Genomic DNA, 12,465 nt, shown 5'->3' with positions numbered 1-12,465 from the left:
ATCGCATTCAGCGTGTCGTCCTTCTTGTCGCCGGCAACGAAACTCCAGATCGGCGTGTCGACCCAGCCGGGCGAGACCGCATTGACGCGGATGGGCGCCAGCTCGATGGCGAGCGCCCGCACGAGCCCCTCCAGCGCCGCATTGACGGCGGCGACGACCGAGCCTCGCGCCGCCGGCCGGTAGGCTGCGATGCCGGATGTGAAGGTGATCGAGCCCGTGGCTGAGAGCATGGGCGCGCCGTATTTGGCCAGCAACAGCGGCCCGTAGATTTTGCTTTCAACGACCCTCTGCGCCGCCTTCAGCTCGAGCGCCGGCAACAGCTGATAGGCGCCTTCGATATCGGCTGCGGTGCTGACGATATGGTCGAGCCGGCCGATCCGACTGAACAGAGCGGCGACCTGGTCCTCGCGGGCGATGTCGACCGCGACCGTGTCCAGTGTGGCAGGGTTGCCGAGTTGCTCGCGGGCGCGCTTCAGCCTGTCCTCGTTGCGCCCGGCAATTATGACCTCGGCGCCGGAATCGAGACACCGCCTTGCCAGTGCCAGACCCATCCCCGAACTGCCGCCGACGACAAGAACTTTCCTGTTTGCCATATCCGCCATCCTTCGCTTCCACAGATGATTACTTCGTCAGGGAAGTCGCAGGTCTGGGCTCGAAGCGGAAACGGAAGAAACCGATGGTGCTATCGGAAAATCCGATGGTGTGGCGTGCCTCACTCGCCGCAGGCGCTGAAGCCTGTTCCGGGGTTCCACTCCGAAAAGGCAATGACCTTGCCTTCCACCGCCACGGTCTTCTGCTTTGTGGTGCCATCGGGCTGCATCTTGCTGCTTTTGCCCTTGCCGGTCAAAACGTTGTAGTCGCAGTCGCTTGCGACGTTGTCCTCAAGATAGTCGTCATAGTCATAGGCAAAGCCGGCGACGATGAAGGCGCCGTCGCGCCAGGCGATCGTCAGGGTCTCATTGGTTCGTTTGCTGCCGACCGGCATTGCCGGCAGATACAGTTTGATCGAGCCGTTGGGCAGCGCGGTCAGCTCCGGCTCGGTGTCGGAAGCCCCGTAGCCCGGCCGGTCATAATCGTTCCACTCCCCGTAGATCTGCTCACGCACGATGCCGGCAGGTTTGAGAAAATTGGCCTCGCGGTCCCTGAGGAAGAAATACATATCCATCGGGGAGCCGGGCTTGGTCTCGACGATCATCACCAGATCGACGGCGCCGTCGCCGTTCCAGTCGCCGGTTAGCGCGGTGATGATCTTCTGGGTTTCGATCGGTTCCGCCATGGCCATGTTCGGCAGCAGCAGCATCAGGCCGAACAGCATCGCTCGCATGGCAACATACCCCCCAGTTGAAGCCCGCCGTGTCCGCCATGGCTGGTTCTGCTAGAGAGTTACTACATCACGGTGGGAAGAACCGCCATGGGCGCCGCGGGACAGAGGGGGGCGCGAAGGAACGCGGCCCCTGGGCAAAAGTAGCCGGCGGCCCCGTCACGATCACGCCCGGCCCGATTTCCCATCCTCGCCAAAAATCCCGATCACCCAGTCGATGAACACCCGCACGCGCGGCGCGAGCTGGCGGTTTTGCGGATAAAGTGCCGACAGCGGCGTCGGCGACGGCGGATAGTCCGGCAGCACCTCGACCAGCGTGCCGCGCGCGAAATCGCCGGCGAAGCGGTAGTGCGGCGCTTGCACAAGGCCGAAGCCGAGGCGAGCGAGCTCCGCCATCGTGTCGGAGCCGTTGACCGTCACCCGGCTCGGCAGCGTGACGGTGCGCAGCTCGTCCGCAACCATGAATTCGAGCGGCAGCACCTCGCCGGTCCGCGACGAGCGGAAGCCGACCATCGCATGGCCGCCGAGATCGTCGGGCGTGGCCGGCACGCCGTGCCTCTCCAGGTAGGCGGGGCTGGCGCAGGTGACTTCGCGCAGCGTCGCCACTCTCCGCACGATCATCCCGCTGTCGGTCTGTTCGCCGGAGCGCAGCACGCAGTCGACGCCTTCGCGCACCAGGTCGACCAGCCGGTCACCATCGCCGATATGCAGGTCGATCTTGGGGTAGCGGTCGAGGAATTCGGAGAGCCGTGGCAGGATGAAATGGCGGGCCATGAAACCGTGCACGTCGATCCTCAAGAGGCCCTGCGGCTGCGCCGCCTGGAAGCCGGCCTCGGCATCCTCTACATCGGACAGAATGGCAAGGCAGCGCTGGTAATAGGCCTGGCCGTCGAGGGTAGGGGTGACGTGACGCGTGGTGCGTTCGAGCAGCCTGACCCCTAGCCGCGCCTCCAGCTCCTTGATCGCCTCGGTGGCGGTCGATCGCGACATCGAGAGATCGGCGGCCGCCGCGGTGAAGCTGCCGCGCTCGATCACGCGGGTGAGAAGGCGCATCCGGTCGAGACTGTCCATCGCCATTGTTCGCCATATCCGAATGGTGTTGGCAAGCCCCGAGCCATTATCCCTGCGAGTTTGTCACCTACCTTCAGTCCACAAGAATTGGAGATCTGACATGGCTATGCAGAATGGAAGGGCGGCGCTGGTGACTGGCGCCTCGAAGGGAATTGGCGCTGAAATCGCCAGAAGGCTGGCACGTGACGGCTTTTCGGTCGTCGTGAATTACGCCAGAGGCGCTGAAGCCGTCGAAAGCGTGGTGCGCGAGATCGAGACTGAAGGCGGTACGGCGATCGCCGTCCAGGCCGATGTCGGCGATCCCAAGGGCGTGGTGCGTTTGTTCGACGCCGCCGAGCAGGCCTTCGGCGGTCTCGACGTGCTGGTCAACAATGCCGGCATCATGAAGCTTGCGCCGCTCGCTGAGATGGACGACGCGGATTTCGACCGACAGATCGCGGTGAACCTCGGCGGCGTGTTTCGCGGCATGCGCGAGGGTGCAAGACGGCTCCGCGACGGCGGCCGCATCGTCAGCTTCTCGTCCAGCGTCGTTGGGCTCTACCAGCCGAGCTATGGCGTCTACGCCGCGACCAAAGCCGGCGTCGAGGCGATGACGCATGTGCTGGCCAAGGAGCTCGGACCGCGCGGCATCACCGTCAATGTCGTGGCGCCGGGGCCGGTGGCGACCGAGCTGTTCCTCGACGGCAAGTCCGAGGCGCTGGTCGAGACAATCACCAAGCTGATTCCGCTCGGGCGGCTCGGCCAGCCCGCCGACATCGCCGGCGTGGTGTCGTTTCTCGCCGGACCGGACGGCGGCTGGGTCAACGGCCAGGTGCTGCGCGCCAACGGCGGCACAGTCTGATTTTTTCCGCAACAAACACAAGGAATCGACATCATGCCGTTCGCGAATTTCAAGGTGCCTGAGCGCGCTCTGTCCGCCGGGCAGAAGGAAGACCTCGTTCACAAGACCACCGCTTTGTTCGTCGAGCTGTTCGGCGAAGGCGTGCGCCCCTACACGATGGTGCTGATCGAGGAGGTCGCCGATGGCGGCTACGGCCGCGCCGACGAGGTGTTCACGATTCCTGGGGATTAGCGGGCGGTATCTTGAGCCGTCGATGAAGCTGCCGATCTCCCCCACACGGGGGGAGATTGGCAGCTTCGCTGTCCCGCCAGCCTTGCAACGGTGGCTCCGTTGCTGCTTCATCAGATGAAGGCGGGGCAGCAAGGAGGAAACTGATGACGACCTCTAAAAGGCGGGCAGGCTGATGGCGCCGGTCAAGGTCGATCCTGCCAAGGTGCGCGAGTTCAGCGATGCCGAAAGCTTCTACACATGGCTCGGCAAGCACCACGACACCGAGACAGAAGTCTGGATCAAGACCCACAAGGTCGGTTCGGGGTTGCAGTCGATCACCCCCAAGGAGGCCATCGACGTCGTGCTGTGCTGGGGCTGGATCGACGCCGTTCGCAAGGGGCTCGACGACAAGAGCTATTTGCAGCGCTACACGCCGCGCGGCAGGAAGAGCATCTGGAGCCAGATCAACGTCGACAACGTCACCCGGCTGATCGAGGCCGGCCGGATGACCGAGCATGGGCTGAGACAGGTCGAGGCGGCGAGGGCCGACGGGCGCTGGGCGCGTGCCTATGGAAGCGGCAAGGACATGAAAATCCCCGGGGATCTCCAGGCGGCAATAGACGCCGAGCCCAAGGCCAGGGCGATGCTGGCAACGCTCAGCGCACAGAACCGTTTCGCGCTCGCCTTCCGCATCCACAACATGAAGACCGAAGCCGGGCGCAAGAAGAAGATCGCCGCCTTCGTCGAGATGCTGAAGCGCGGCGAAACGATCCACCCGCAAGGAAGGAACTAAAGCTTGTGCCGGGGTATGGGCAACCAGGCGCCCGTCCGACGAACCGGCCGACACCGCTCGGGCATGGGGGAGCAATCGCCGCCGTCAGGCCGCTCGCTTCGGTTCGATCGCAAAGGGGCTGAGCCCCAGCCAGACCTGCATCTTCCTTGCGATGTCCTGATTGCCCGTCAAGGCGACCTTCGCTCCGGCCCGCTCGACCGTGATCAGCCCCATCCAGATTTCGGTCATCGTGTGCAGGTCGGTCGAGACGTAGAGGTCGACATCGAACCCCGGATCGTACCAGCACAGGTCGACCTCGCCATGCTTTTCGACGATCAGCCACCACGACCGCTTGGACGCCGGTAGCTCCTGATACAGAAATTGTATCACTGTTCGCCCGTCTGGCAGCGGGGAGGGGTTCAAATTGCGCCGCATATCCCACATCAGCAGCGACGGATCGAGGTTCTTCAGGGATAGCCGGGACTCGACCCATTTCTGCCCCCAGAAACCCATCGCCTCGACGACCGAACGCAAATCTCTGCCCGCCTCAGTCATCTGGTATTCGAAGATGCCCTTCTCGCCGCGCACCTCCTTGCGCTCGACGATCCCAGCCAGCTCGAGCTCCTTGAGCCGTTGCGACAGAAGGGTCGGCGACATCTTGGGGACGCCGCGGCGCAGGTCGTTGAAGCGGGTCGATCCCGCCACCAGCTCGCGAAGCAGCACCATGGTCCAGCGGGTGCACAGCACCTCGGCGGCCATCGATAGCGGGCAGAACTGTTTGTATCCGGACTGGGTCATGATTTTAGCCTCTCCCTCCAACTAGGTCCGGACCATAGGCCTTCCCTGCCAGCGCGGCGAGTACAGAAACTGTACCGGCCCAGTACAGTTCGCGGACTGGTTGGCGCAGGCCCTGCCATGCGAGCCCTTGGCCGGTGCACGGGATAGCCCTGCGCTGCAACCAGGAGACATGACCCATGACCGTATACGTTATTGCCGACATCAAGGTGAAGGACCCGCAGTGGATGCCAGCCTACGCCGCTTCGGTACACGACCTCGTCCACAAGCATGGCGGCAGATATCTGTCGCGCAGCGGCAATGTGAAGACGCTTGAAGGCAAACCACTCGACACGACCTTGATCGCCCTGATGGCGTTCCCGTCCGAGGCGACGGCTCGCGCCTTCACCAACGATCCTGCCTACGCTCCCTTCGTTTCGGCCCGTCAGGGCGGCAGCGACAGCCGTTTCCAGCTGATCGACAACACCGATCTGGCTGGCACGATTTCCTATCTGCCCAAGGGGTGACGAGCTTTGCGGGACAACGAGCTTTGCCGGCATTCGATGCGTCGAATTCCGGAACAACCAACAAGAATAAGTCGCAGGTTTTTTTCCGGCCAAATCCAGGCCGGGCTCTGTGCTTCGATCACAAGAACGGAAATGAAACATGACAATCTACTTTTGCAATAAGCTTCTCATGGCCGGCGCCGTCCTGTCCGTCTGCACTGCATTCGCGCAGGCGCATCAGCACGACGCAGCATCTGTGCCCGGCGCCAATCCGCTGGCCGACAAGGTGCGTGCCGCCGACAGCCGTTTTCTCGATGTTTCGGTCGCCACCGCCGAGGGCTATTCGCCCATTCCCTGCGCCAGCGGCATCACCGGCGGCGCCATGGGCATCCACTACGTCAACGCCGAATACCTGAAGGACGACAAGATCGATCTCGCCCGTCCTGAAGCCGTCATGTACGAACCGACGGCCGACGGGATGCTGAAGCTGGTGGCGGTCGAGTACATCACCTCGAAAGGCCCGGCGTCGCTGGATGGACATTTGTTCAACTTCAACAGCGCGCCCAATCGCTACGGCCTAGGTGCTTTCTACGAACTGCATGTCTGGGCCTGGAAGGGCAACCCGACCGGCACTTTCGCCGACATGAACCCGAACGTGTCATGCGATCCGACGGTCGCCCCAAGCCAGTAGGCGATCAGGCCGGGCGGCGCCACTGCCGCCTGGCCGTTCGGCCTGCCGCTGGCCTTGAAACCACGTCCGGCTCCTCCATCTAGTTCGCAATAGCGCGCAACTTTCCGAGGAAGCGCCAGGAGTTGCTGGCCTCCGACAAACCAGAGCGGCCGCCCGTTCGTTTTGGCGGGCAGCCTTAACAATCGAGCGTCTTCCTCGTTGTCTGACGAAGGGAGATCAAAATGGCAAAGGTCGTTTGCGTCCTCTATGACGATCCCGTTGACGGCTACCCGTCAAATTATGCGCGGGATGGGCTGCCGAAGCTCGACCGCTATCCCGGCGGCCAGACGCTTCCCACGCCGAAGGCCATCGACTTCGAACCTGGGGTTCTGCTCGGCAGCGTGTCGGGCGAACTCGGCCTGAGGTCATTTCTCGAAAGCGCCGGGCACAGCCTGGTCGTGACCTCGGACAAGGACGGTCCCGACAGCGTGTTCGAACGCGAGCTCGGTGATGCCGAAATCGTCATCTCACAGCCGTTCTGGCCGGCATATCTGACCAAAGAGCGAATAGCCAAGGCAAACCAACTGAAGCTCGCGATCACCGCCGGCATCGGATCCGACCATGTCGATCTGCAGGCCGCGATGGACCGCGGCATCACCGTCGCCGAGGTGACCTACTGCAACTCGATCAGCGTGTCCGAGCATGTGGTGATGATGATCCTGGCGCTCGTGCGAAACTATATCCCCTCCTACGAGTGGGTCATCAAGGGCGGCTGGAATATCGCCGACTGTGTGGCGCGTTCCTACGATGTCGAGGGGATGCAGATCGGAACCGTCGGCGCCGGCCGGATCGGCAGCGCGGTGCTGCGCCGGCTGCGGCCGTTCGACGTCACATTGCACTACACCGACCGCCACCGCCTGCCCGAGGCTGTCGAGAAGGACCTTGGCGTCACCTTCCACCCGGACGCCGCGGCCATGGTCGGTATTTGCGATGTGGTGACGATCAATGCCCCCCTGCATCCGGAGACCGAGAACCTGTTCGACGAGGCGATGATCGCCAGGATGAAACGCGGCGCCTACCTGGTGAACACGGCACGCGGCAAAATCTGCAGTCGCGACGCCGTCGCCCGTGCGCTCGAGAGCGGCCAGCTCGCGGGTTATGCCGGCGACGTCTGGTTCCCGCAGCCGGCCCCCAAGGACCATCCGTGGCGATCGATGCCGCATCACGGCATGACGCCGCATATTTCGGGGTCGTCGCTCTCGGCCCAGGCGCGCTACGCCGCAGGCACGCGCGAAATCCTGGAGTGCTGGTTCGAAAGTCGGCCGATCCGCGAGGAGTACCTAATCGTCGATGGCGGCAAGCTGGCCGGCGCCGGCGCGCATTCCTATAGCGCAGGCAACGCCACAAGCGGTTCGGAAGAGGCGGCGCGCTTCAAGGCCAAGGCGTGAGCCAGGCGGTGCCTTGGCGATCTTGAGCGCATGGAGTGCTGTCGATTCCAGTTACAAGGGGCGGGAAGGAAAGCGACGGAACCGGCTGTCCAAGCGAGTGTCGACGTGGGCGTCGACACTCGCAGCCGGACTCTATCCAGGTTTGCCGCCAAGCAAAAATCATCGCAAGCCGGCTTTTATCTGTCGGCGGAAATTGAACGACAATTGAGTTTGTTTTGGCCCTGCACACAAAGATCTGTCTGTTCTGCGGCCAGGGACAGGGACGTTTGCCTGTTGACGACCGTTCGACATCGTCGCACAATTTACTTTGAGGAATGTTTGCCAGGTTGGAAATGACGGGTTCAAAGTAGATATAAAAGCTTGCCGGGGGGCGTCCATGCGTAAATTAAGCCAAGTAGATCGACACCGCGTCCAGGCGGTCATCGATCGCAATCGTGAGCTTTTGCTGTCGATTCCCAATGCTTTGGGCGCCGAGCCCGGTTTCCCCATCGTTCAGGGAAAGCTGCTGCGCGAACCGGCGATCATCCTCTATGTTGCCAGCAAGCTGCCCAGGGCCCGGCTCCTGCCGGAAGACTTCGCGCCCAACGAGGTCGAAGGCGTGCGGCTCGATGTGATGCAGGCCGATCCCTGGAAACAGATCGAGCTCAATCCGGGCCTGCGGGCGCTGCAGCAGGAGATCGAAACCGCGGCCGCGGCGGTGATCCCTTATGAGGGCCTGCCCGACGACCCCATCGATGCGAGTTTCGAGATCTCGAAGCCGATCCTGTGCGCGGTCGGGCCGGATCAGGGCTGGACCGTGCTCAGGGATTTCCTGGGCGGAACCCGCAACACGCTCAACGTCGCCATGTATGATTTCTCGGCCGACTATATTTCGAACACGCTGATCGAGGTCGTGCGCGCCAATGATGTGAAGGTGGAACTGACGCTCGATGACGGCATCAAGGACACCGAACGCGACATTCAGGAGCGGCTGGAGCAGAAGCTCGGGGACCTCTACGACGCCGAGGTCATCCGGTGCGCCAAGAGCAGGCGCTACCCATCGGCCTATCACCCGAAAGTGGCGGTGCAGGATCATAAGCGTTTCTGGCTGTCGAGCGGCAACTGGTCACCCAACAGCCAGCCCAATATCGACCCGATCGGCCATCCGGCCGGCGGCTGGTTCAGCAAGGGCAACCGCGAGTGGCATGTCGTCGTCGAGGATGCAGCGCTCGCGAGATTGTTCGAGCGCTACATCGCGCATGACAAGAAGGAATCCGAAAGCGATGCGGCTCTGGCGGCGGAGGAGAGGCCGGCCGTTCCAGACCTGTTCGTGCCGCTTGGCGATCTGCTTGGCGATGCCGCACTTGCCGCTGCCGATCCGGTCGCGCCGGAAAAGATCCTGTCCGGGCAGTCGGCGCGCGTGCGGCCGCTCCTGTCTCCCGACAATTATGCGCAGCGCATCAGCGAATGGATCCGCGGTGCGCAAAAGAGCCTCGATCTCCAGTATTCCTACATCAACTATTCGGAGCGCGCCGAGGATGAGGATTTCAAGGCGCTGCTCGACGACATCGGCAAGCTGTCCTGGAAGGACGATTTCACGCTGCGGATCATCGTCGGTTCAGGGGCCGACGATGCCATTCGCCTGCTGGCGCAGAACGGCTTTAACGAAGCTGTCTTCAAGGTGCAGTCGAAAATCCACAACAAGGGCATCGTGCGCGACGGCACCGAGGTGTTGGTCAGCAGCCAAAACTGGTCGGGCGACGGGTTCCTGCGCAACCGTGATGCTGGCCTGATCATCGAGGATCGTGACGTCGCGCAGTATTTCGCCGGGGTCTTCGATGAGGACTGGAAGACGAGGGCGCGGCCGCCGTTCGAGACGGCTGGCCCCGCCGCGGTCATTGCCCCGGACAATGCACCGCCGCCGGCGGGCATGGTGCGGATGAGCTGGTCGGATTACTTCGGAGATTGAGCGATGCCGATCGAGGACGAATTGGAGGCTTCGGGGCATACGCGCGTGGTCGTGGTGCTCAAGCCGACCAAACGGCACAAAGTCGATGGGCGGATTACCGTGGCGTTGACCGAGACGATTTCAATGCAGCAGGAAGTGGCGCAGTCGATCGCGTCCTGCTTTCGTCCGTTCAAGAATTCGCGCATGTCGCAAATGGCGCGCGAACTTGCCAGCAGCAGCGAGCCCACGATACGATCGCGCATCGCCGCGGATGGCCCGATGCGCCGCGGCCGGCCGGACTACGTGCGCGACGAGCACGCCGAGGCTGTCCCCGAAAACGCTGGAGTTCGCTACTTCCCTTATCTCGGCATGATGATGGGGACGGTCGATCGCGCGGGCCTGGCGGAGTTGCGTAACAAGAAGGACGAGGTGGCGGAGCTTTTCAGTCCGCCGGAAATGAGCCTGATCCGTCCGTTCGAAGACGAGGAGGCAGCGCTTGCCGGGCCGCCGGAAGGCGTCTCCTGGGCGCTCAAACGACTGGGCATCCCGAAACTATGGGATGCCGGGCTGACGGGGGACGGCGTTCTGATCGGCCATCTCGATACCGGCATCGACAGCACCCATCCGGCACTTGCCGACGCCATCGATGCCTCTTCGGTGTTCGACGAACTCGGCCAGCAACTCAATGTCACGACAGCGATGGTCGATACCGGCTTTCATGGCACGCACACGGCCGGCCTGCTGGTCGGCCAGCCGTTCGGGAATGTCACCTTCGGCGTCGCGCCGGGGGCGCGGCTTGCGGCGGGAACGGTCATCGAGGGCGGCGATATCCCGGCGCGCATGATTGCGGGGCTGAACTGGTGTGTCGGCCAGGGGGTCATGATCATCAGCCTTTCGCTGGGTGTGCGTAGATTCGATCCGCTGGTAGCGGCGCTGGTCAAGCAATTGCGTGACCGTGACATCCTGCCGATCGTCGCCATCGGCAATGAAGGGGCGGAGACCAGCCGCACGCCAGGCAATCTGCCGGAATCGCTGTCGGCCGGTGCCACCGACGAGGCCGACCAGATCTGGTTCAATTCCTCCAGCCAGCAATTCGCCGAGACGCCGAGACGGATCGTGCCGACGCTGATTGCACCGGGCGCCGGCATCTGGTCCTCGGCGCCTGGCGGCGGGCTCAAGAAGCTCTCCGGCACTTCGATGGCGGCACCACACATTGCCGGGCTCGCAGCATTGCTCAAGCAGTTTCGGCCCGAGGCGACCGGCGCGCAAATCCAAAAAGCGATCATTGCCTCTTGCAAGCGGCCCAGTGGAATAAGCACATTAAGGGGGAACAAGGGCGTACCGGACGCGATGGTCGCCAAATCCAAGCTGTAGCGGTGTGTGATGGACATCGACAAGATCGACCCGCGGCTGAAGCAGGCGCTCGACCAGGCGACGGTGAACAGCGGTCCGATCCAGGCGGTGGTCGTGGTCGGGTCGCCGGCCGGGTCCAAGCCGTTGCCAGCCGCCGAGAGCGAACAGATGTTGCGCAACGTCGTCGATCGCGCCTGCAAGGCGTCAAAGTCGAAGCCAAGCCGGCTGGTGTTCTTTCCCAATGTGCAGTCATTTTCCATCGAGGCGGACCCGAAATTGCTGCGCCATCTGCTGGAAGACGACTCGATCGACGCGGCGAGCCTTAACCGCGCGGATTAGTCAGCCCTCAGAGCAATGCCGGTGCGGCCATCGCCTGCCCCAGGGCAGCCAGCAGCGCCGCCGGCATGATGCGGGCGCCGAGTCAGGGCAATCGACCCATATCGCAGAAGTAGCTGCCCGCCGCGGCTATTCCTGCGGATTCCGGCCTTTGACCCAACCGGTAACAGTTTCTTCTCTGGTTTTGCCGCACAATGGCCGCGACGGGGCGGGCGAAGTCCAGGGCATGGCCGACAAGAAGAAACGCAACGGAGAGTTCTGGGAGCTGGCGCTCGAACGCGCGCATCTTGGCGTCTGGGACTGGGATCTCGCGAGCGGCGACTGTTTCTACTCGGCAATGTGGTCGCAGATGCTGGGCTATGGCGAGGATGAGCTTGTCGAGACAAGCGATCTCTGGCTGCAGCTGACGCATCCCGACGATCGCGAGCGGGCGGTGGCCAGCGGCGAACGTCACATTGCCGGCCAGACCGATTTGATTGAGACCGAGCTCAGGCTGAAGCACAAATCCGGCCACTGGGTATGGGTTCTCGATCGCGGCGGGGTGGTCGAGCGCGATGCCGAAGGCCGGCCGGTCCGGCTGATGGGCGTCCAGACCGACATCACCAAACAGAAGCAAGCGGAACACGAGCTTGAACAGGTGAATGTGCGCTTTCGCCTGGCATTGGCCGCCAGCGGCACCGGCATCTGGCATCACGATCTCGCCGCACGCAAAAGCTATTGGGACGAGCGCACCAGGGAAATCTTCGGGCTTGTCGCCGACACCGACGAGGTGTCGAGCGACCTCTGGCACAGCTATCTGCATCCGGACGACAGGGAATACGCCGAGCGGGCGCATAAGGTGCCGCTGCAAACCCAGAAGGTCGTTGCCGTCCAATACCGCATCATCAAGCGGGACGGCGAGGTCCGACATATCGAATCGCTGATACGGTTCATCGCCGACGCTCAATCGTCGGGCCAGATCCTGGGCACGGTGCGCGACATCACCGAGGCGAAGCAACGCGAGCAGGAGCTTGCCCACGCGGCCGATCACGACGCGCTGACCGGCCTTTTGAACCGCGCCGCATTCGACCGGCTGCTGGCCCGTCACATCGCAACGGCCCGCCCGCTCGCGGTCTTCTACGTCGATCTCGACTACTTCAAGGCCTTGAACGACTTCGCCGGCCACGCCGCCGGCGACCTCGCGCTGAAGAGCGTCGCCGAGGGCATTCTGGGCTGCCTGCCGCCGTCGGTGCATGC

The 12,465-nt window shown here is 63.2% G+C and carries 14 protein-coding genes; 10 read left to right on the top strand and 4 right to left on the bottom strand.

Annotated elements, in window-relative coordinates; all coding sequences use genetic code 11:
• The 3 genes from E5W87_RS27555 to E5W87_RS27545 form a co-directional block, all read right to left on the bottom strand.
• Positions 1–602: SDR family oxidoreductase (locus E5W87_RS27555; RefSeq protein ID WP_292404803.1), on the bottom strand; the 602-nt coding region annotated here is incomplete at its 3' end.
• 110 nt (positions 603–712) lie between these two features.
• The gene (locus tag E5W87_RS27550) at positions 713–1,324 is read right to left on the bottom strand and encodes a hypothetical protein (protein ID WP_292404801.1); all 612 of its coding nucleotides are present in this window, start codon (positions 1,322–1,324) and stop codon (positions 713–715) included.
• 162 nt (positions 1,325–1,486) lie between these two features.
• On the bottom strand, positions 1,487–2,392 hold the full coding sequence (locus E5W87_RS27545; RefSeq protein ID WP_292404808.1) for a LysR family transcriptional regulator: 906 nt from the start codon (positions 2,390–2,392) through the stop codon (positions 1,487–1,489).
• A gap of 100 nt (positions 2,393–2,492) precedes the next feature.
• On the opposite strand from E5W87_RS27545, the gene E5W87_RS27540 reads away from it, so the two are divergent.
• From E5W87_RS27540 to E5W87_RS27530, 3 genes are all read left to right on the top strand, one after another.
• Positions 2,493–3,233 (top strand): SDR family oxidoreductase, encoded by a 741-nt coding sequence (locus E5W87_RS27540; RefSeq protein ID WP_292404799.1) that lies wholly within the window; start codon positions 2,493–2,495, stop codon positions 3,231–3,233.
• A 33-nt stretch (positions 3,234–3,266) separates the two neighbouring features.
• Entirely contained in the window at positions 3,267–3,464 is a 198-nt protein-coding gene (locus tag E5W87_RS27535) for a 4-oxalocrotonate tautomerase family protein (protein WP_095482710.1), read from the top strand.
• Positions 3,465–3,636: 172 nt separating this feature from the next.
• Positions 3,637–4,236, top strand: coding sequence for a YdeI family protein (locus tag E5W87_RS27530; protein ID WP_292404796.1), 600 nt, complete (start codon positions 3,637–3,639; stop codon positions 4,234–4,236).
• Between the two features lie 84 nt (positions 4,237–4,320).
• Here the strand turns inward: E5W87_RS27530 and E5W87_RS27525 are convergent, their stop codons facing one another.
• A complete protein-coding gene (locus E5W87_RS27525; RefSeq protein ID WP_292404794.1) occupies positions 4,321–5,013 on the bottom strand; it encodes a helix-turn-helix domain-containing protein in 693 nt (230 codons plus the stop codon).
• A gap of 176 nt (positions 5,014–5,189) precedes the next feature.
• Between E5W87_RS27525 and E5W87_RS27520 the strand changes: the two genes are divergently transcribed.
• The 7 genes from E5W87_RS27520 to E5W87_RS27490 all read left to right on the top strand — a co-directional run.
• A complete protein-coding gene (locus E5W87_RS27520) occupies positions 5,190–5,516 on the top strand; it encodes a DUF1330 domain-containing protein (RefSeq protein ID WP_292404792.1) in 327 nt (108 codons plus the stop codon).
• 139 nt (positions 5,517–5,655) lie between these two features.
• Entirely contained in the window at positions 5,656–6,186 is a 531-nt protein-coding gene (locus E5W87_RS27515; protein WP_292404790.1) for a hypothetical protein, read from the top strand.
• Positions 6,187–6,407: 221 nt separating this feature from the next.
• Positions 6,408–7,613 (top strand): NAD-dependent formate dehydrogenase, encoded by a 1,206-nt coding sequence (locus tag E5W87_RS27510; protein ID WP_292404788.1) that lies wholly within the window; start codon positions 6,408–6,410, stop codon positions 7,611–7,613.
• A gap of 376 nt (positions 7,614–7,989) precedes the next feature.
• Positions 7,990–9,561 carry a phospholipase D-like domain-containing protein gene (locus tag E5W87_RS27505; RefSeq protein WP_292404786.1) on the top strand — a complete coding sequence of 524 codons (1,572 nt, stop codon included), beginning with the start codon at positions 7,990–7,992 and terminating at the stop codon, positions 9,559–9,561.
• A 3-nt stretch (positions 9,562–9,564) separates the two neighbouring features.
• Positions 9,565–10,914, top strand: coding sequence for a S8 family serine peptidase (locus tag E5W87_RS27500; RefSeq protein WP_292404784.1), 1,350 nt, complete (start codon positions 9,565–9,567; stop codon positions 10,912–10,914).
• A gap of 9 nt (positions 10,915–10,923) precedes the next feature.
• The gene (locus E5W87_RS27495; RefSeq protein ID WP_292404782.1) at positions 10,924–11,232 is read left to right on the top strand and encodes a hypothetical protein; all 309 of its coding nucleotides are present in this window, start codon (positions 10,924–10,926) and stop codon (positions 11,230–11,232) included.
• 223 nt (positions 11,233–11,455) lie between these two features.
• The coding region (locus tag E5W87_RS27490) for a PAS domain-containing protein (RefSeq protein ID WP_292404805.1) at positions 11,456–12,465 on the top strand (1,010 nt) is incomplete at its 3' end.

Source organism: Mesorhizobium sp. (assembly GCF_004962925.1).
Taxonomy (GTDB): Bacteria; Pseudomonadota; Alphaproteobacteria; order Rhizobiales; family Rhizobiaceae; genus Mesorhizobium.
This window is presented reverse-complemented; position numbering and strand designations above follow the sequence as displayed.